Origin of the sequence: Methanosarcina sp. WWM596 (assembly GCF_000969965.1) — an archaeon.
Classification (GTDB): Archaea; Halobacteriota; Methanosarcinia; order Methanosarcinales; family Methanosarcinaceae; genus Methanosarcina.
This window is the reverse complement of the sequence record NZ_CP009503.1, coordinates 2,341,566-2,362,209: the sequence shown is the minus strand read 5'-3', so window position 1 is coordinate 2,362,209 and position 20,644 is coordinate 2,341,566. Positions and strand designations below refer to the sequence as shown.

The window sequence follows — 20,644 nt, the reverse complement described above, 5'->3', positions numbered from 1 at the left end:
CTGAAGAAACCAGTGCTGCCAGAGCCAGCATTTTCATCAAACCACGAATTATTCCGAACATAAAATCACTCCATCTTTAACGCTCTTGCATTTATAGCTACGATCACAGTACTCAAGCTCATGAGAACTGCCCCTACGGCAGGGTTCAGTAAGATGCCGTATCCGTAGAGTACACCTGCTGCAAGCGGAATTGCAAAAACATTATACCCGGTTGCCCAGAGCAGGTTCTGGTACATCTTAGAGTAAGTTTTTCTGGAAAGCTCAATAATGTACAGCACATCTCTGGGATCGTTTTTTACCAGCACGATATCGGCGGTTTCGATTGCAACATCCGTGCCTGCCCCGATAGCAATTCCCACATCAGCCTGGGAAAGGGCAGGGGCGTCATTGACCCCGTCTCCGACCATTCCGGTAACGTACTGCTTCTGAACTTCCATGACTTTTGCTGCCTTTTCGTGAGGAAGAACTTCTGCAAAATAGTCATCAAGCTCCAGTTCCCTGGATACCCAGGCAGCAACATAGCGGTTGTCCCCGGTAAGCATCAGGCATTTTATACCTGTTCCTTTGAGCTTTGAGATTGCTTCCCTTGACTCTTTCCGGATAATGTCGGCAAGGGCAAGGGCTCCAAGTACCTTATTTCCTTCAAGCAGAAATATAATGGTTTTTCCCTGCTCCTTAATTTCTTCAATTTTCTCGGACTCAATTTTCCCATCATTCAGGCTGATTCCTTTTTCTTCAAGGTATCCCGGGCTTACTACAAGGAATTTCTTGCCATCAATAATACCCTCGATTCCTTTTCCGGGAATAGAACTGAACTTTTCGACCTGAACAGGATCTATCCCATTTTCCCTGGCACTCTCAAGGATTCCCCTTGCAATCGGGTGTTCCGAACTTGCTTCAAGGGAAGCTGCGAGGCTGAGGATCCTTTTGTCGTTCATTTTGTCGCCCTCGCCTGAGAGAGAAAATACATCTGTTACTCCAAACCTTCCTTCGGTGAGAGTGCCTGTTTTATCAAAGATTACTGCTTCAAGGCCCCGGGCTTTTTCAAACGCCTGCCGGTCCCGGATAAGGAGTCCGGATTTTGCTGCCAGGGACGTTGAAACCGCAACCACAAGCGGGATTGCAAGCCCCAGGGCATGCGGGCAGGTGATAACCATTACCGTAACTGCCCTCTCCAGGGCAAAGACAAGTTCATGACCGGAGAAGATCCAGAGGACGAATGTAAGAGCTCCTGCACTCAGGGCTATGATCGTAAGGTACATCGCCGCCCTGTTTGCCAGGTCCTGAGTCTTTGATTTGCTTTCCTGGGCTGTTTTGACGAGTTCAACAACCTGGTTGAGGTAGGTGTCCTTTCCTGTTTTTTTGACCTCCACAACAAAAGCCGCCTCTCCGTTAATCGAACCGCCGATTACCTCATTCCCCGGGTTTTTCGTGACAGGCTTTGACTCCCCTGTTAGCATTGATTCGTTGACACTGCTTATCCCTTTTATAACAGTCCCGTCAACAGGAATCTTTTCCCCGGGCTTGACCAGAACCCTGTCCCCTATTTTTAATCGGTCAACCCCCACATCAACAGTTTCGCCATTTTTCTTCAGGTGAGCAACCGAGGGCATGATTTTTACAAGCTCTTCAAGGGCATTTGAAGCCCCCATTACCGAACGCATCTCAAGCCAGTGCCCGAAAAGCATTACATCGATAAGGGTCACAAGTTCCCAGAAAAAAACTCCTCCGGGAAGCCCTAAGACCACCGCAGAACTGTAAAAATAAGCCACACTGATAGCAACGGCTATAAGGGTCATCATTCCCGGAGATTTCTCTGCAAGCTCGTCTTTCAGCCCTTTGAGAAACGGGTAGCCACCATAAAAATAAACGACAGAAGACAACAAAAAAATAAGAATATCCGCACCTGGAAAGCGAAACTCAAAGCCAAAAAAACCCTGAATCATGGGGGAAAGCAGCAAAACCGGGAAGGTCAATATGAAAGAAACTATGAATCTTTTTCTGAAATCCGCAAGCATATGAGCATGATGATTGCCGTGTCCCTTTCCCCCAGACATTTCATGCCCCTGATGCTGCATTCTTTCATGCTGGTTATGGTTCTCATGTTTCATGAAAATTTCCTGACATTTCCCCAGAATTGTGTTCTTTGTTGGATAGGGAGAGCTCATTTGTTTGAACGTTAGAACTATCAGTGTCCGTTCTCTTCTCCTCAGCCTGCATAAGCCCTCATACCCCTGATTATAATATTATTTACCCTTACTTATAATAGTATTTACCCTGATTTTAATTTTATTTAAGATATTATAATCCCTTAATATATTTTAAAATAAGGGAATCAAAAATCCTGCATCGAAAAATAATAGAATTGATTTAAAAAAGTTAGATGGAAAAAAGAAAACATAAAAATAAAGTAACTATTCAGCCATACCTTTAGTAAAAGCAATTTTTCCTCTTTCCGAGGAAAAATTGCATATAAAATAACTCTCTTTTTCAACATCATGCTTACACGTGAAGAAATCCTTGTAACCTATGAAGCTGGTCCTGAAGCAGTTATTGTTGAAATCCAAGGATATGAAGCTATCATGGAGAAACAAGCTTCTCATATTTCTGAACTTGAAGAACGTGTAAGAGTTTTAGAGGCTCGTTTGAATCAAAACAGCCAAAATAGCAGTAAACCTCCTTCTACTGATGTTTTTTGTAATGAGAAACCTAAACCTAAGGGTCGCCACACAAGTAGTGGCAAAAAAGCTGGTGGCCAAAAAGGTCATCCTGGAAAGACTTTTGAAATGGTTGAAAACCCTGATTAGGTCATAGTCCATTCACCGGACTGCTGCGAAAATTGTGGTCATCATCTTGAAGATACTGAAGTTGATGACTATGAACGCAGACAAGAAGCTGAAATTCCTCCTGCAAAAATCATATTTACTGAACATCGTTGTGAAATCAAGAAGTGTCCTCACTGTGGGAAAGTTAACAAAGGCTCTTTTCCAGAGTCTATAAAATTCCCAATTCAATATGGTCCTCGTCTTTTAGCCTCAATTCTGTATTTTAGGAACTATCAATTGATTCCTTATGAAAGGACTTGTGATTTAGTAGAGGATGTATACGGTATACGTATCAGCCCAGCTACCATAAAAAGAGCAGAAAAGAAATGTTTCCAGAACCTGAAACCTTTTGAAAAAGCTGTTATGGAACATCTATTAGCTTCCTATTCTGCACATTGTGATGAGACAGGAATGAGAATTTTAGGGACAAAATGGTGGCTTCATGTAGTATCAAATAGTCTATGGACCTACTATTTCGCACACCCAAAAAGAGGGACAGAAGCAATGGATGCTCTGGGATTTCTTCCGCAATACAAGGGAGTAGCAGTTCATGATGGGCTTGCTTCATACAACAAGTATGGATGTGAACATGCTCTGTGCAACGCTCATCTTAAAAGGGAACTTACTGGGATTGAAGAGAATTTTAAACAGCAATGGGCTAAAGAGATTAATGAACTCCTCAGTGAGATGAAAAAGTATACTGATGAATGCAGAGAGATGGAAATTCCAATAGATCCAGAAAAAGTTCGGGAATTCGAGGAAGTATACGATGCAATAATTCAAGACGGAATCGAGGAAAATCCACCACCTGAGCCCTCAAAAGATCAGGTGAAAAAGAGAGGAAGACCAGCACAAACAAAAGCAAAGAATCTCCTTGATAGGTTCATAATACACAAAGAACCGATTCTGAGATTCCTCAATAACCTGAGAGTTTCGTTTGATAACAATCAAGCAGAGCGAGACATCAGAATGATGAAGCTACAACAGAAAATTTCGGGAACTTTCCGAAGCATAGAAGGAGCGGTAGCTTTCTGCAGAATTAGGGCATACATATCCTCAATTAAAAAGAATGGCATGAATGTAATGGATGCTATTCTAGCGGCGCTCAATGGAGCGCCGCTATTATCCTGATAATTGCAGCACTTTGCTGAAAAAACGTCTTTTTATCAGTGGCTGAATAGTTACGAAAAATTAATGAATTTGCTTACATCTACGGCTCAGGTGGCTTCTATGAACCTGAAGACCCCGATGAAGCTGATTTCTCTGATTCAGAGAGGGATTACGGACCTGAAATTAAATCTGAAACCGTTTCCGTTGTCAACTCCGAAGAAAAAGTCGAATCTTATCACAGTTCAGGGCTTGAGAATGAAGATTTCAAAAATATCGAAATTTCTGCTCCCAAGACTCTGAAAGCCGAGACTGAAAAACTGTCTGAGAAAGGGGATTCCCTTGAGGCTCTTGTGCCCTCCTACCAAATTTGTACCTCCTCAGGCCTCCCGAAGTCAGCAGACCTTTCTGAAATTTCTGATGAGCAGCTCGAAGAAGCCATTATAAGAATCGTGGAATTCGAAGGGCCTGTTCACGCAGAGGAAATAATCCAGAGGGTAAAGGCCCATACGGGAATCCCCCGCATGTTCAGCAAAATCAAGCATAGAATCCTGGACTCCCTGGAAGAGGCTGATAGCTCGGGAAAAATCCTGGCAAGAGGCGAATTCTACTGGCCGCTTTTGGGACCTGCAGAACTCCTGCGCAAGCGGGATACTGAATCATATGCAAAGATCGAATGGATCTGCGATGAGGAGATAAAAGAGGCTGTCCGTTTTGTCCTTAACAACCAGTATTCGACCCCCCTGGAAGACCTTATCATCCAGGCTTCGAGGGTTCTGGGCATAAAAACTACCCGCAAAAATACCTGGGACAGGATAGAGAAACTTATTCTATCGGAGATAGAAAGTAACGAACTTACACGCACTCCCAATGAAATGATTTATTTTGTGGAGTAAACGAAGACACGGGTTAATTTATTCAATCTGTTAAAAATATTTTTAATTTTTTAATATTCTTTTCTTTCTTCTTTGTTCTACTTTTTAATTTATCCATTGATTTGCTTGCTGTAATCCTCTTTTAACTGTTATATTTTTAATGATCTGTAATTATTAATAATATTCAAATAGTTTTATATCCTGGATCTGTTATCTCTCCTGCAATCATGCCCTTAACAATTAAAGAAAATAACAAACCATTTACATCAGTTATCACGTCCTGTATCCTGTTTGGGATGGTAGGTATACTTGTAAAAGGAATAAAAGACATGGATGCAGGTTCTATCCTGTTTTACCGGCTATTTTTCGGATTTGCAGTTATTTTAGGGTATCTTGTGGTATCTGGAGAGATAAAAAAAGTTAAAATAAAAAAGAAAAAATTCTATATGTTTTTCCTTGGAATTCTTAACACAGTAACGATGTTTACGTACTTTTCCTCAATCAAATATACTGGCATTCCTGTAGCTGTGCTTCTCCTGTACACAGCACCAATATATGTTACCCTGCTTTCTCCTTTACTCCTTAAAGAGCAAGTAACTTTTAGGGATATGCTTGCACTTATCCTGTCTATCTCAGGTATACTGCTTGCTGTCAATCCTTCAACTCTTTACGGGAGCACAGGTTCCGAAAATGGAAACTACATCATAGGAATCCTTTTTGGGCTTCTTTCCGGGCTTTCTTACGGCTGTTCGATCATGACCATTAACTACCTGAAGGAACCCTATTCGGCTGTCGAGCAGCTGTTCTGGTCAACAGCAATCAGCCTCGTACTGCTCCTGCCTTTCGGGGCCTCCGTATCGGTACCGATCTTGCTCGAAAACTTGAACCTGCTAATACCTTTAGGTGTTATAACTACGGCTCTTGCCTCCCTTCTATATCTGAGAGGTGTGGTACATGTAAAAGCACAGACTGCAGCCGTACTCTCCCTGCTTGAGCCGGTGAGCAGCATCTGTTTCTGCTGCCTGCTCTTTGGAGAGCCTGTGCAGCCAAACACAATTGGAAGTTGTCTCTTCATTCTCGCAGGTGCCGCACTTATTGGTTACAATGCCCCGATCCGGCCAGGAGCTTCAGAAAAATATTTTCGGAATGTGTGGGCAAGGTTTTTCCAGCCTTACATGCCTCTGAGACCGGGGAAGCTTTGATTATCTTCCCCTTTCCTTTTTAAAATCAGCTTATGTGAGCACATCAGAAGCTCTTTAATCAAAAAAGATAATGTTTCTAAAGTGATTGTATCTCCTTGGTTTATTATTCCAATTTAAAGGTGAATTACTGATGGAACAGCGATACTTGAGGTATTCTGACGGTCGATATGAAGCAGACATTGATATCACTGTGGAAGAATGGAAATCAATGCTTCAAAATGAGAAAATTTTTTATAAAGAAGCTTTAGATATGGTTTTGAAATGGTATAATGAAGTCGACCATCAAGCAACATCAAAAGCAATAATGGTTAAGTATTCTCCTGAGTTGAAAGGCACTCCGTATAATGGAATTGTTGTTGGTTTAACTAACCGAATTTTAAAATATCTAAATCGGTTTGAAGTAATAGGTACTGAAGGCAATAAATCAAGATTCATCGTGCCGTTTGAAGGATGGCATGAAGACTACAATTCGTCTAAACATTTTGTTTGGAAATTGAGAGATGAATTAGTCCAAGCCTTAGAAGAGCTCGGTAAGGTAGATTATCAAACTTTTCCATCTGAAAAGGATGAGCTTACAAGTTCCATTGTAGAAAGTACGCCTGAAGGTAAAAAGATACTATGTTATACTACTCGATATGAACGAAATGCACAAAATAGACGTAATGCTATTGCAATACATGGTACTGTATGCCAGGGATGCGGTTTTGATTTTGAAAAGACATATGGTGAAATCGGAAGAGATTATATTGAAGTTCATCATGTAAAACCTCTCTGTGAAGAAGAAGGTTCTGTTCCAATAAATGCGGAAACAGATTTAATATGTGTTTGTGCTAATTGTCATCGTATGATTCACAGAAGAAAAGATTCAGTCCTTTCTCTAAAAGAATTGCAAGAATTACTGCTAGCAAACAAAAGTTGAATATTTTTTCATCCTTTCAGGCCGAATCTGTCTCGTTTGTAACGCAAAAAGAACAGAAGAACTCATATCTTGACCTGGGGGACCTTATTAAAATTCACAGATAAGTATAAGCGCCTCCACCAGCCTGTCTGGCGGTCCTTCACAAAAAGCAGAAAAAGAAGCAGAAAAAGAAGCAGAAAAAGAAGCAGAAATTAAAGAGAAATAAGACCAAAATTTATGCCTTTTGACCTACTGTTCTCTTTTTCACACACAAACGTCTCAGAAGCTTTTAATTGCTGGCATGTTGTTTTTATTCTTATTTACGTGCTCTTTTTCTTTGTTTTGTCTTTTGCGATTACATCACAATTCCCAGAAAATCTCCGATTTCCTGCGATCTCGAGGCGCAATTCGGGTGGGACAACTTTTTTGAAACTCTTTCCCTGAATTCGAATTATATAATAAAATATTTATCATCTGAAAACAGTGGTTAAATAAGGAGAAAGCTAAAGCTTTTTCTCAGGGAATTATTTTTGAGGGAATTGATTTTTATGGACATGGACATGATCGATAAACTTGTTTTTGGTGTTGTGGAATCGGTCAGGAAAAATGAGGACGAAACCGGTGCAGGGGTTGAGTTTGCAATCCAGTTTTCAAGGAAAAATGGGATTTCTCCGGATTTTCTCCTGAACATCGCAAAGATATGCGACTCAAAGGGGATGTTCAGGGAAGAATATGTGTTCATGAAAGCCTGCGCCCTCCTGGGAGAAGGGGAACAGCAGGTTGAGGCTTATTTCCTTTCGGGAGTTCTTGCTTATTTCATAGGGAGGAAAGAAACCGCTCTTCAGGAATTCGATGAAGCCCTGAAGCTTGATCCAGGACACGTAAATTCCCTCTGCAACCAGGGAATTGTCCTTGCCGAGCTTGGGAGGAAACTTGAAGCCGAGAGCCGGTACAGACAGGCTCTTGAACTTAAGCCAGGACATGTCAGCACCCACTGCAACTACGGAAACCTCTTTTTTGAGCTTGGTAAACTGCAGGAAGCGGAACACGAGTTCAGGACAGTGCTTGAACTGGACCCTGGAAATGCAAACACCCGCTGCAACTATGCCAGCCTACTTGCCGAGCTGGGGCGGAAAGAGGAAGCTGAAGAACAGTTCGTACAGGTGCTTGAACAGGTGCCGGAGCATGTATCAGCCAACTATAACTATGCCAATTTCCTTAAGGAAGAAGGAAAGTTTGAGGAAGCTGAAGTTCATTATAAAGAGGTTTTGAAGGTAAGCCCTGGTCACATAAGTGCTCTTTGCAATTATGGCAACTTGCTCTCGGAATCCGGCCGGACCGAGGAGGCGGCAGTGCAATACAAGTTCATCCTGAGGCTGAAACCCGGGGATGCGGATACCAGAGCTAATTACGGACAGCTCCTTTTTGAGCTTGGGCGGTATCATGAAGCTGAAATCCAGTACAAAAAGATCCTTGAAATAGACCCATGCCACGTTCCTACGCTCTGCAAATATGGCAATCTGTTGAAACGGCTAGGAATGTTCCGGCGGGCTGAAGCCATGTACCGGGAAGCCCTGGAACTGGACCCCAAAGACACTAACACCCGCTACAGTTACAGCCTATTTCTCTTCAAGCTTGAGCGCTTTGATGAAGCAAAGAAACAATATATTAAAGCTGTGTCCTCGGATTCTTCACCGATTCTCTTTTAATCCGGGGACTTCCGTGAACTTTCTTTTTTTAATTCTTTTTTAACCCTTTTTTAACCCTTTTTTAATTCTTTTTTAACTCTTTTTTAACCCTTTTTTAACCCTTTTTTAATTCTTTTTTAACTCTTTTTTAACCCTTTTTTAACCCTTTTTTAATTCTTTTTTAACTCTTTTGTATCTTACTAACCAGTATTCAGTCAGTATCCGGGCAACAGAGTGCCAGAAAATCCCTGAGTATTTGGCTCAGGATTAGTTGACTCAATAGTAGATTACACTATTTATGGGGTGTAAAAATATTAGAAAATGAAAAACCGCTGTTGAAAAGCAAGAGTAAAAGGATAAGGGGATTAGCCCCTCAACATTTACTCGTAACAAAGACCATGGCAGCAACTACCGTAGTCCACTTTCCGTTCTTGTCGCCTGCTGCAGTCTGGCAGATATGGAATGTGTCAAAAATATGTCCACTTGCCTTATACACCTGTTCGCGCTCATGCCAGGCCATTTCCGCATTAAACTCAATTCCGAGAGTTGTTGCGAGCATCGTTGCGGCCAGGTCTTCAGCATATTCTCCGGCAATTGCTTCTTCTTCTCCGAAAGAATGGTGTTCTGAAATGTAGCCGTAATTATCCTCATTTACAGGTACAGCAGTCCCTATGGCTGCTGCCATCAGGCGGTGCGGCTCATTAGTATCGTTTCTCGCAAGAACACAATGGACAATGGCACCTGGCTTCAATTCTGAGAGACCTTCTTCTCTAGGTACGAGTTTGCAGTTGGGAGGCAGAATACTTGATACGCTCACAAGGTTGTATTTCTCTATTTTTGCATCTCTAAGTGCGAGTTCAAAGGATGCCAATCTGTCCTTATGGACCCCGGAACCTTTTGTCAAAAATGCTTTTCTAGGGATCATGTTAACTCCTTTAATTGTTTTTCTACAGTATAAGGCAAATTATCAGGCGTGTAACCAATATTTCATACTCCAAATGCACAGGAGAGTTATGAATTTTACCCTTTTTCACTCCCAATTTTCAGCTATGGAAGTCTCTTCTGCAGATTTACAGTCCCGGGATAGTGTCTGTCCCTCAAGTACATCAAAACTTTTAGAAGATTCTTTATGCTCTGATACTGCTTTCTCGTAAACATCTGAATTTGAGCTCCCTTCGAAGATGAATCTGGTCTCAAGGGGAATATCGCCTGTATGAACCTTTATGTCCTTCTTTTCTACATTGATAGTAACCTGGTCAGGAGAAAGCCCAGATTCGGCCATGTAATTAAGGATGAGTTCTCTTCCGAATTCTTCAGCGAACTCGAGAGCTTCATCTCTTACTACAAAGTGCCGCCTCCCGACAGGAGTGTAGACAAAAATCCCTTTTGTCTTCAGGTCATACTTTGACTCGCTGTAAGTTGTACGGACTGTTATTTCAACGCGTTTTGTCCCTTTTCCCACAAGGGCTCCCACGGCATTTCCTACATTGGAGTATTCCGGGACAATTATTTCGGCATCCACCAGGTTTTTCAGGGAATCCACATACGCTCTGACCGGCCCTCCCAGAAGTACTACAGGAATATCTACCTTAAAGCGGGAGAAAAATTTGCCTTCGAGCATTTTCTCAATCTCATTCCTATCAACTCCTTCCATAAGGAATGCAAGAAGGTCTCTTGCCATGTTCTTTGCAAAAAGCCGCTTTACGTTTATACAGAATTCCCGTTTGCCGGTTCCTATGAAGTTTGCAAGCAGTGTAGCCCCTATCTCCGAGGCTTCGGAATTCCATTCAGCATATTCCCCCAGGACATGCAGGGCATCAGTTGGGGTAAAGCCAATAGCCTGAACAAGCCGCTTCTGGATCAGGGAATCCATTACTTTTTTAGAAGGAAGGATATTTTTGTCCCAGTAGACGTCTTTAAGGGAGAGCGGTTCATTTCCTATAAGGGCAAGGAGCTTCTCTTCTTCCTGGCTCAGGTCAACAGCTATCTGTTTTGTCCTTACAAAGAATTTTGTTGCCTGGATATGTTCGTTCATTTTCAGCCTGTCAGGGATCCAGCGCTTTTTCAGGGTATTCATGAACGAGGGGTAGAGGACAGCAGCCCTGCAGAGCGGAATAACCCTTCGGGGTCCAATGTTTGTCCTGCTGCCCTGGACCCAGATATGGCTGTCCCCTCCCATTGCCGATGTCTCCATCCTGAGTGCCCTTACTTTTGTCTGCCAGCCTCCTACAACAGCTCCGGTTTCACTGAGATAAGGAAGTCCTTTATGGATAAGGGAGACATCCGTGCTTGTCCCTCCAACATCGATAACAGCACAGGTGTCATTCCCTGATAGGTAGGAAGCCCCAAGAAGGCTTGCAGCAGGCCCGGAAAAGACTGATTCTATGGGCTTTTTCATGGCTTCGTGCATGCTTACGACAGACCCATCGCAACGGAGCATTGCAATTCTGGATTCAAGTCCTCTCCTTTCGATCTCGCCTACGACGGTCTTCAGGAAACCCTCTGCTACTGGCAGGAGCTGAGCATTCAGGTAAGCTGTAACCCCTCTCTCATAGGCTCCCAGGGACTGGGCAAGTTCATGCCCACACACAACAGGAAGCCCTGTCAACTCCTGGATAAGGGCTTTTACACGAAGTTCATGTTCAGGGTTGCGGACACTGAAATATGAAGAGACTGCAAAAGCCGAGATCCTGTCCTTTAACCTCATTACAAAGTTTTCAACTGTGGAAATATCGAGGTCTGCAACCTCATCTCCATAGCTATTGTGTCCTCCCTGCACCATTATGCAGTTTTCAATCTCAGAATCCGCAGGGATTTCATAATCTCCTACAAGAACCAGCCCTACGGGATATCCCGTTTTTTCCAGGATGGTATTGGTTGCAAGGGTTGTGGAAACCGAAACCATGGTTACAAGCTTTAGCTTTTCCTGGTCAAGCCCATCAATAGAATTCGTTATTCCTTCAAGAAGGTCGGGATATGTTGTGAGTGCCTTGTTTGAACCAACAACCATTCCATCCGAGTTCCTGAGTAATATGGAATCGGTATATGTTCCACCGGCATCGATGCCCAGACTGTATGCCATTTTTTAACTCCCTATTTATATTTTTTAATATTTACGGATCATTTATAAGTTGCCATTTTATGATCACGTTTACGATTCAATCTCTAAATTAATTCATAAGGCATTTTTTTCCATTCGGACTTCTTTTTCTGTTCCATTCCATAGCTTCCTGCTCAAATCAAGGAAAATACCTTAAATCCAGTTAGATTCCTCCTGAAATCTATCTATTACTCAGAAACAGGAATCTGGAAACAAACGGATGGCTAGAGAATAAATTTCGAGCTCAAGAGCAGATCTCGAGATTAAAAACAAATCTCAAACTCAGAATTTCAATCTCAAACTCAGAATTTCAATCTCAAAGTCAGAATTTCAATCTTAAATTCAGATTTTCCTATTTGTTTTTACTTTAGAATCATTGTAGTCCGAAATTTAATATCTGCATTATTGCGGGAAAATATAAATGTTCCGGAGGTTCTCCGGAACTCAGACTTTAGGCATCCCAACTCCGACAAAAACAAGTTTTGATTCTATGGGTGTTGAGCCTGCCTCACTCAGGGAAATATCTTTTCTACTCATCTCGATCTGGATCTGACCTTTGTTAAGCCCAGCTTCGGTCATGTATTCCATTACAAGTTTTCTTCCGAGGGATTCTGCATGTTCCAGGGCTTCCGGATAGCTGCCGAAGGTTTCCCTGCCCTGAGGGGAAAAGAGAAGGACAAGCCTTTTCCGATCTTTTGAATAGGTGCTCTGGATCAGGATTTCAATCCTTTTTATGCCCTTTCCGACAACAGCACCGACGGCGTTTCCTACTTCCGAGTACTGAGGAACTATAATGTCAGCATCAAGAATCTGTTTTAGTTCCTCTGTATAGGCGACTACGGGCCCTCCTATGAGTACGACAGGTATCTTCATTCTGAACTGTGCAAACCTATCGGACAGAATAATTCTTTCAATTTCCTGGGAGGAGACTTCTTTTAAGACAAAAGACATCAGGTTTACTGCCATATTTTTTGCAACATCCCTTTTTATACGCTTGCAGAGTTCAATATAGTCTATCTGCATGTAGCGCTCGAGAAGTTTTGCCCCAGCAATTGAGGCTTCTACATTCCAGCCCCGATACTCTCCGAGCACATGCAGGGCATCAGTTGGGGTAAAGCCAATTGCCTGGATAAGGCGCTTTCTTATAAGGGAATCAAGCAGGCCAGGGGACAGAGTTTTTTTTGTTTCCCAGAAGATGTCATTAAGGGAAGTTGGGGTATCTACTATCCTGTCAAGTAATTCCTGCTCGTAACTTCCAAGATTTGAAGCCTCCACCCCTGTCCTTATGAAAAACTTTGTGGGCTGCACATTCTCTTCAAGGCGCATGGTTCCGGGAATTCTTCCTTTTTTCAGGATTTCAAGAAAACCAGGGTATTTGACGGCCGCAACGCAGAGTGGAATTACTCTCCTTGGGCCGATGTTGATTTTCATACTCTTTACCCAGACATGGCTGTCCCCTCCCATTGCCGAGGTCTCCATACGAATAGCCTTGACCTTGGTCTGCCAGCCTCCAACCACAGCCCCTTCTGAGCAGAGTTCGGGAAGCCCATTTTCAAGCATGGAAACATCCGTACTCGTCCCACCCACATCTATTACTGCACAGGTCCCGAGCCCTGACAGGTGAGATGCTCCTACAAGGCTTGCAGCAGGGCCTGAAAAGATCGATTCTATGGGCTTTTCAAGGGCTTCGTTGATGCCCACTACAGAACCGTCGCATTTGAGCATGAGCAGCCTGGAGTTCATTCCCCTGCGTTTGATCTCTTCCCTGATCGAAAGGATAAACTGGCTTGCAATAGGGATCAGTTGAGCGTTTAAGTAGGCTGTAACTCCTCTTTCGTATGCCCCGAGATCAAGGGAAAGCTCGTGCCCGCACACAACAGGAAATCCCGTAAGTTCCTTAATGCGGGTTTTAATTGCCAGCTCATGCACAGGGTTCCGGATACTAAAGTAAGAAGAAATTGCAAAAGCCGAGACACGGTCTTTTACCTTTCCAACAAAAGCCTCAACTGCTTCCATATCAAGAGGAACTAGTTCAGCTCCGTGGTGGTCGTGCCCTCCTTTTACCACGGTATAAAATTCAACATCCATATTCTCCGGGATCTGGTAATCCCCTACAAGGATTAAACCTACTGGGTAGCCATTTTTTTCAAGAATTGTGTTTGTAGCAAGAGTTGTTGAGACGGACACCATTTTCACGTCTTGTAAATATTTTTTATCCAGTCCATCAATGGAATTTTTAATTCCTGACAGAAGGTCTGGATAGGTCGTAAGCGCTTTGTTCGAGTCCATCACCTTGCCATCGGAATCCCGGATGATGATCGAATCAGTATACGTCCCTCCTGCGTCAATGCCCATGCTGTACTGCATTCGAATGTCTCCTGTTGATTTTTTTCGTGAATGGAGTTCATGAAATCGTTCATGAGATTAAATTTGCCAGATATTAATAATATTCAAAAATATATAGTAGTTGGTTATAAAATAAAGGCATTACCTGTTTTGAAAAAAAAGATTCAGGAACTTTGTCATAAGCAGTCCTCAAACTTAAGTTTCAGTTCGGATTTCCTTATTTAAAGCCTAACATTTATATAATTGCTCATATTAAACCTCTCCTTTAATTACCTATTTAATAACCTATTTAATAACCTGTTCAGAAACACCTGTTTAGAAACACCTGTTCAGAAACACCTTAAAAAATAGCATTTAGCCTTAAATAAGCCCTTTAGAATCCCATATTTAGAATCCCATATTTAGAATCCCATATAAACTGATTGAGATGGTAGGTATGTCATTTTCAGATATTTTCAACCAGTTAAAAGAACTTGAAAAAAGATTCAATGAGATAAGATATCCGCCTGAAGCTACTTTTCAACCTTCTTTTTCCTTTAAAGTCCGAAAAGCGGAACAGGACTCTTTACAGAACCATTTGCCTGATTTTGAGATCGATGAATTTTTTAATAGAGTAGAACAGTGACAAGGTAGAACAATGACATATAGAGTGGCAGTTCACCCTTCCGTCCACAAAAACCTGACAAAACTGTACCGGCTCGATAGGTCGGCATATGATCATGTAAACAAGCGCCTCCGTCTCCTGGCTTACAGGCCTGAAATGGGGAATCCCCTTGAGGCTGAGTTCGAGGGGAAATGGAGGATTCATATAGGAGTCTTTGTGCTGATTTACACATTTGATAAGACCAGCAATACCCTTACTCTCCTGACTTTTGAGCATTATACACGGGCTTATGACACGGATATTGCTTATTCTTGAAGACACTAATACTATGCGTCTAAGATGATTCATCTTTTAGTATCAGTACCGTGTTTTGTAGTGTTTTTCGTTGAGCGTGACAGAAAAGACACGATGTAGCTAATTACGGTTGTACAGGTCAGAACGATCTAATTTCCAGAACGATCTCATTTCGTCCTCTTAAGTGCAGCGAACAGGACCTCGTGCTGTTGCGCTTGCAGTGCAACTCCCAGAAAATCTCCTATTTTCTGTGATCCCGAAGCGAAACTCGGATGTGACAAAAACGACATGATAAGGCTAATAAGGTTGTATGGATCAAATAAGTCTATAATTTAGTCCTTCTTGAGCGAAACTAACTGTTATAGCCCATCAATTAGTTCCCTTGAGCAAAGTTCACTGCTAAAATCCATCAAGTAGTCTTCTTGAGCGCAGCGATAAGGACCGCGTACTGTTGCGATTACATCGTAACTCCCAGAAAATCTCCGATTTCCTGCGATCACGAGGCGTAATTCGGGTGAGGAAACAGCTATGAGAAAAAACGATAGCATCAAAGCGTGCGGCAGGACAATTGACTACGAAATTGTCTACAGCAGAAAGAGGAGAAAAGCAGCGATAGTAGTCCGCCCTGACCTTAAGGTGGAGTTCCGAGCCCCACATGGGCTTAGCCGTGAGGCTATCAGGGATATGGTACAGAAGAAAGCTGGCTGGGTATGGGAAAAGCTTGACTGGTTTGAAGCAAACAGGCTGCCCAACCAGGAAAAACGGTATATTGACGGTGAAAAATATCTTTATCTAGGCAGAGAATATCCCCTGAAAATCCTGCCTGTGGACGGAATCAAAAAATCCCTTGCTTCCTTCAATGGGTCTGAACTTACTGTCTTTATTCCTAGAACTGTTCCTGAGGAACTGAAGTCGGTACTTGTAAAAATGGCTATCTGGAATTTTTACCAGGTTTGTGCCGAGTCTGATGTTGAAAGGCTCCTGAAAGCTTATTCGGAAAAACTGAATATAGCCCCTCCAGATTTTAAGGTAAAACATCAGAAAAGGCGCTGGGGAAGCTGCTCTGCAGACAACGTTCTCAGAATTAATTTCCAGCTTATGATGGCTCCACCTGAACAGCTTGAGTATGTGGTTGTGCATGAACTCTGCCATGTTAAGGAGAAAAACCATTCTGTCAGGTTCTGGAAACTGGTAGGTGAACTCATGCCTGGCTATGAAGTACACAGGAAGAGCCTGAAAAAAGACGGCTGGAGATATGTACTTTAATTCGAAGGCTTGTATTGAGGTGTGGGGTGACAGGTTCTGGTAAAAAAATTCTTTTCTGCTTAAACCGGCTCTTCATGATCAGCCAGCATGAGCGTCAAGGTTAATTATTTCTTCATTTTCACTTATATCCTTATGACCACATTGAGTACATTTATAAAATCTTCTGGTTATTCTCTTATTTCCAAGCTCTTTTATATTAGGTTTCTTGAATTCTACAACTGTGCCTGTCTTGTAACTGTTAATGTGTAGTCTCCTACTAAATTACTTTTTTCCTTCATAATTGGCTCACCTATTTTTTCACAGGCAAGCTTATTCCCACCCTTTCTGCAAAAAGTGTCCTTATGATATTCCGGCACATTTTGTATGCATAAAGGGATAATGAATGGAAACAGAGATGCCATTAATTGTTAAGAAAATTGCGATTTTAATTGGTGATAGTCCACTGCATACTTTTTTATACAATACCCATTATTTAGCTCTGTTCCTGCAAGCGTACTCAAAAATGAAAAAAAATTCTTCACCTGTGAGGAATACTATACTAAGAGCCTATCCGAAAAGTCAGTAATGCATGTTGAAAAGTCACAATAAGCCTATAATATCAGAGTATCTATTTCGATTTTACATATTGCATATTGTAATAGTTACTAATAGTTACGGTAGGTGACCACTTTTCGGATAGGCGCTAAGACCACGCAGGTTTTAGAAAGGCGCAGAATAATCTGCTGGGAGGAATAATTTTTATCAGATTTCTTTAGAAAAGTTTGCCGGTATGCCTGTAAAACTTAACGCATACCGGAATAATTCTTTCTTTCAGCTTATTTGAAACCCTTTAAACCTCATCGGGCTCCGGAACATACCAGTCACTGTGATCTTCATTTCCCTGATCTTCATCAGGTTCAGGAATATACCAGTACCTGGAGTCTTCATTAGTTTCACCAGTATTTTCAAATTCCTTACCGGAAGTGGTGTTTAACTGCTGATCAATTTCAGTCATGTTTAAGCTGACGTTTTCAGAAACGTTTTCTTCTACACCATACCATCTTGAAGGCAGTGAATAGTTAAGGTCGCTTTTGTATGTTTCGGGGATAAAGATGCGGGTTCCTCTATCCTGAAGGGCTTCCATAAAGCCAGGGTCAACAACATCAAGTCTTTCCTTGCACACCGAAGCCTCATTGTATTCCTTTAGGCGGTAGTGGGCAAAACGCTTGTTATAAAGGACAGAAGGTGCATTGGGGTTGATTGTAAGAGCCCCTTCATAAGAATTGATTGACTCATTAACGTCTCCCATCACATTGGATAGATATCCCTTATTGTACCATGCTGTTATGCAGTTTGGTTTTAACTGCACCACTTTATCAAAGCATTCAAGGGCAGCATTGTTACTGCTTATTGCGAAATAAGCGCATCCTTTGAAATACCAAGCTGCAGCATTTTCTGGAGCATACTCAAGGGTTTTGTCATAGCTGGCAATTGCTTCCTGATATCTCTCCATTTTAGCATAAGCAAAACCCCTGTTATTAATCGCATCAACGTTTTTCGGATCCAGTGTAAGAATCCGGTCATAACAGGCGATTGCTGCTTCGAAATCTCCCATAGATTCCAGAGCCTTGCCCTGCCGGTACATTATCTCTCTGTTCTCAGGCGTAATCTGGAGAATTTCCCCATAGGTTGAAATAGCTTCCTCATACCTGCCAATTTCTTCATACAAAGAGGCTTTTTCAGCCATCACCTTTGAATTGGCAGGGTCAAGCTTCATGATTCTGTCGTAATCCTCCAGAGCCTTTTCCTGTTTCCCTGATTTGGCTAAAGCAAAAGCTCGTCCCTCCAGAGCCTCTATGTTTTCCGGTTCAAGTTCAAGAAGAGGGTCGAAACAGGAAACTGCTTCCTCATATCTTCCAAGGTTTACAAGGGCCTGAGATTTTCCCTGAAGAGCTTCAGGATCACTGGGATTAACAGTAAGTAACTGATCATAGTAAGTAACTGCCTCTTCCGATCTTCCAAGGGTGTTCGAGGTAGAAGCTATTCCATACCAGGCATTGCTCGACTGAGGATCAAGATCAAGGGCTTTTTTGTAACACCACAAAGCTTCCTCGCTTCTTCCGAATTTGTCGAGGGCAGAGCCTTTCTCATACCAGGCTTCGGTGAGTAGGGGGTTAATTGAAAGAGCCATATCGTAAGAATAGAGGGCATCTTCGTACATCTCAAGTTTACTGTATGTTGAAGCTTTGCCGTACCATGCCGCATCGTAACTGAATTCCGGACTCAGGTCGTCAAAGTTCTCTGAAAAGTCCGAGCGTTCTTCAACATTTGCATACTTATAGCCTAGAAGGTAAGACCAGAAGCCTCCTGAAATTACCCTATGTGGGCTGAGATCAGGACTTTTACCTTCAGACAAATTGGAAGCCGAGTTTTCAGACAACACTTCCATATCCTTGTTCAATCTGAAACGGGCAATCGAATATCCTGAATTTATTTGGAGAGCTTGATTGTAGCAGTCTGCAGCTTCCTGATATCTTTCGAGCTGATCAAGGAGAAGACCTTTGTTGTACCAGATTTCAGCACTGTCAGGAGCAACGGCAAGAACTCTTTCATAGCACACAAGAGCTTCTTCATAGTCTCCTGTTTTTACCAGGGCAAAAGCTTTGCCGTACCATGCAAGTGTGTAGTTTTCATCAAGATTTGTAGCTTTATCAAAGCTTTTTGCGGCATCTTTGTACTGCCCAAGTTTTGAAGAATCGTAGCCTTTTCTATACCAGACTTTCGCATATCCGGAGTCCAGCTTAAGGGCTTTATCATAGCAGTCAGCAGCTTCTTCATACCTGTTAAGTTTGTCCAGGTCATTGCCTTTCATGTACCAAACTATTGCATGTCCGGATTCGGTCTCAAGGGTCCTATCATAACACTCAAGAGCAGACTCATAGTTCTCAAGTTTATCAAAAGCCAACCCTTTATCGTACCAGATTTTAGCTGCAGAAGTTTTAAACTCGGGCACTTCAGAATAACTGGGAAGTGAAGAGTCGTAAACACTAAGCTCTTCGAGAAGACTATCTCCAGCCTTTTCCACCTCAATTCCGGTATCTGGATTAAGTGCTCTATTATAGCAGACTATTGCAGCGTCATAATCTCCCATCGCATTAAGCACGGAACCTTTGCTGTACCATGCATCAGCATTATCAGGAGTGTAAATAAGGATCTCTTCATAGCACTGCAATGCCTCTTCGTTTCGACCAAGCTGTTCGAGACAGTAACCTTTTTTCTGCAGGGCGCTGAGGTTTTCTGGCTCTGAAAGGAGGACAAATTCATAGCAGTTCAGAGCATCCTGATACATCCCCATCTTCTCAAGGATTACGCCTTTATTATACCAGGCATCTACAAGGTCAGGATTGAGGGAGATAGCCTGGTCATAACACTGTATTGCAGATTCATTATCCCCGGAAATATCATACATTATTCCTTTCTGAGTCCAGAGTTCAAAATCGTAAGGAGTAACATTAAGCGCTCTGTCAAAACAGCTCATTGCTTCTTCGTATTTTTCAAGCTCGGCATAAACTTTTCCTTGCATTTGTAAATTTTTTGAAGATTCATTGCCGAGCTCAATCGAATTCTCATAAGAGGTCAATGCTTCCTGTTCAAGGCCGAGTTTCTCTGAAGCAAGGGCTTTCTGGAACCAGACTCTGGAAAGATAGTTATCCGTAGCGAGACTTTTCTCGTAACAGTTAATAGCCTCGACATAATTTTGTGTCTGAAGATACGCATTGCCTTTTTCATGCCAGCTGCCGGAAGAAGCCGGGAAGGTTTCAAGAGCTCTGTCGTAGCAGTCAATTGCTTCTTCGTATTTCTCCAACGATGTCAGAGAACAACCTTTTCCATACCATGCCATTGAAGAGTTCGAATCTATTTCAAGTGCATCTTCAAAGCATCCTATGGAAAGCTCATATTTTTTAAGAGAATAGAGATCATTGCCTTTATTTAACAGGCCTTCTACAGAAACCGGGCGCTGCGCAAGTACTTTTTCAAGAGAAAGGGGAGTGACAGCCCCTTCATCTTCTACAACATTCTTCTGGCTTTCAGCTGCTTCTGCTGCAGATAAAAAACCTGAGGTAAAAGATGAAATAAAGGCCAGAAGAATGAAAGAACAAAAGACCAAATAAATTTTTTTAATTGAGCTCATTAAATACCCCTATTCATAAATACTCAACAAGAAACCCGTTAAATCTTCAGATTTACGGGTAGTTGACTTAAGGTCACTTTGATATGTAATTTCCTAAATGGTATAAACAAGAACATCCAGAGATAAATATAACTATATGAATTCCTTTTACTCCCCCCAATGATAATTTATTTAGTTTAAGCTGAATCTCTTCCTCTAATTTCCCAGTAAGCACTCATTTAATTTGAGGAGTTCCTTCCATATATAATTTATGCAGTTTAAAACGGGA

General features: G+C 42.1%; 12 protein-coding genes and 1 pseudogene. 8 read left to right on the top strand and 5 right to left on the bottom strand.

The window, feature by feature from the left end:
- Window positions 1-65 precede the first annotated feature (65 nt).
- Window positions 66-2,111 (bottom strand): heavy metal translocating P-type ATPase, encoded by a 2,046-nt coding sequence (locus MSWHS_RS10285; protein ID WP_156148226.1) that lies wholly within the window; start codon window positions 2,109-2,111, stop codon window positions 66-68.
- Window positions 2,112-2,498: 387 nt separating this feature from the next.
- Here MSWHS_RS10285 and tnpC point away from each other — a divergent pair.
- The 5 genes and pseudogenes from tnpC (at window position 2,499) to MSWHS_RS10250 (ending at window position 8,616) form a co-directional block, all read left to right on the top strand.
- Window positions 2,499-3,956, top strand: a pseudogene (tnpC, locus tag MSWHS_RS10275) (IS66 family transposase).
- Window positions 3,957-4,285: 329 nt separating this feature from the next.
- The gene (locus MSWHS_RS10265) at window positions 4,286-4,828 is read left to right on the top strand and encodes a DUF3320 domain-containing protein (protein WP_048159015.1); all 543 of its coding nucleotides are present in this window, start codon (window positions 4,286-4,288) and stop codon (window positions 4,826-4,828) included.
- Window positions 4,829-5,034: 206 nt separating this feature from the next.
- Window positions 5,035-6,009 (top strand): DMT family transporter, encoded by a 975-nt coding sequence (locus MSWHS_RS10260; protein ID WP_048127470.1) that lies wholly within the window; start codon window positions 5,035-5,037, stop codon window positions 6,007-6,009.
- Between the two features lie 130 nt (window positions 6,010-6,139).
- Window positions 6,140-6,928, top strand: a complete 789-nt coding sequence (locus MSWHS_RS10255) for an HNH endonuclease (RefSeq protein WP_048127471.1) — start codon at window positions 6,140-6,142, stop codon at window positions 6,926-6,928.
- Window positions 6,929-7,437: 509 nt separating this feature from the next.
- Window positions 7,438-8,616 carry a tetratricopeptide repeat protein gene (locus tag MSWHS_RS10250; RefSeq protein WP_231585387.1) on the top strand — a complete coding sequence of 393 codons (1,179 nt, stop codon included), beginning with the start codon at window positions 7,438-7,440 and terminating at the stop codon, window positions 8,614-8,616.
- A 352-nt stretch (window positions 8,617-8,968) separates the two neighbouring features.
- Here the strand turns inward: MSWHS_RS10250 and MSWHS_RS10245 are convergent, their stop codons facing one another.
- The 3 genes from MSWHS_RS10245 to MSWHS_RS10235 form a co-directional block, all read right to left on the bottom strand.
- Window positions 8,969-9,520, bottom strand: coding sequence for a pyruvoyl-dependent arginine decarboxylase (locus MSWHS_RS10245; protein WP_048127473.1), 552 nt, complete (start codon window positions 9,518-9,520; stop codon window positions 8,969-8,971).
- Window positions 9,521-9,625: 105 nt separating this feature from the next.
- Window positions 9,626-11,677: a hydantoinase/oxoprolinase N-terminal domain-containing protein gene (locus MSWHS_RS10240; protein ID WP_048127475.1), complete on the bottom strand. Its 2,052-nt coding sequence runs from the start codon at window positions 11,675-11,677 to the stop codon at window positions 9,626-9,628.
- A 462-nt stretch (window positions 11,678-12,139) separates the two neighbouring features.
- Window positions 12,140-14,062, bottom strand: a complete 1,923-nt coding sequence (locus MSWHS_RS10235; protein ID WP_048159014.1) for a hydantoinase/oxoprolinase N-terminal domain-containing protein — start codon at window positions 14,060-14,062, stop codon at window positions 12,140-12,142.
- A gap of 406 nt (window positions 14,063-14,468) precedes the next feature.
- Here MSWHS_RS10235 and MSWHS_RS21585 point away from each other — a divergent pair, with 406 nt between their 5' ends.
- From MSWHS_RS21585 to MSWHS_RS10220, 3 genes are all read left to right on the top strand, one after another.
- Window positions 14,469-14,666, top strand: coding sequence for a hypothetical protein (locus MSWHS_RS21585; RefSeq protein ID WP_231585386.1), 198 nt, complete (start codon window positions 14,469-14,471; stop codon window positions 14,664-14,666).
- 12 nt (window positions 14,667-14,678) lie between these two features.
- Window positions 14,679-14,960 carry a type II toxin-antitoxin system RelE/ParE family toxin gene (locus MSWHS_RS10225; protein ID WP_048127481.1) on the top strand — a complete coding sequence of 94 codons (282 nt, stop codon included), beginning with the start codon at window positions 14,679-14,681 and terminating at the stop codon, window positions 14,958-14,960.
- 507 nt (window positions 14,961-15,467) lie between these two features.
- Window positions 15,468-16,205, top strand: a complete 738-nt coding sequence (locus MSWHS_RS10220; RefSeq protein ID WP_048127485.1) for a M48 family metallopeptidase — start codon at window positions 15,468-15,470, stop codon at window positions 16,203-16,205.
- A gap of 829 nt (window positions 16,206-17,034) precedes the next feature.
- On the opposite strand, the gene MSWHS_RS10210 is transcribed toward MSWHS_RS10220, so the two are convergent.
- Window positions 17,035-20,376 (bottom strand): tetratricopeptide repeat protein, encoded by a 3,342-nt coding sequence (locus MSWHS_RS10210; protein ID WP_048127489.1) that lies wholly within the window; start codon window positions 20,374-20,376, stop codon window positions 17,035-17,037.
- Window positions 20,377-20,644 lie beyond the last annotated feature (268 nt).

Coding starts and splice junctions, on each gene's coding strand:
- MSWHS_RS10285 (WP_156148226.1), bottom strand. CDS start 2,111: ATGAAACATGAGAACCATAACCAGCATGAAAGAATGCAGCATCAGGGG.
- MSWHS_RS10260 (WP_048127470.1), top strand. CDS start 5,035: ATGCCCTTAACAATTAAAGAAAATAACAAACCATTTACATCAGTTATC.
- MSWHS_RS10255 (WP_048127471.1), top strand. CDS start 6,140: ATGGAACAGCGATACTTGAGGTATTCTGACGGTCGATATGAAGCAGAC.
- MSWHS_RS10245 (WP_048127473.1), bottom strand. CDS start 9,520: ATGATCCCTAGAAAAGCATTTTTGACAAAAGGTTCCGGGGTCCATAAG.
- MSWHS_RS10240 (WP_048127475.1), bottom strand. CDS start 11,677: ATGGCATACAGTCTGGGCATCGATGCCGGTGGAACATATACCGATTCC.
- MSWHS_RS10235 (WP_048159014.1), bottom strand. CDS start 14,062: ATGCAGTACAGCATGGGCATTGACGCAGGAGGGACGTATACTGATTCG.
- MSWHS_RS21585 (WP_231585386.1), top strand. CDS start 14,469: ATGGTAGGTATGTCATTTTCAGATATTTTCAACCAGTTAAAAGAACTT.
- MSWHS_RS10225 (WP_048127481.1), top strand. CDS start 14,679: ATGACATATAGAGTGGCAGTTCACCCTTCCGTCCACAAAAACCTGACA.
- MSWHS_RS10220 (WP_048127485.1), top strand. CDS start 15,468: ATGAGAAAAAACGATAGCATCAAAGCGTGCGGCAGGACAATTGACTAC.
- MSWHS_RS10210 (WP_048127489.1), bottom strand. CDS start 20,376: ATGAGCTCAATTAAAAAAATTTATTTGGTCTTTTGTTCTTTCATTCTT.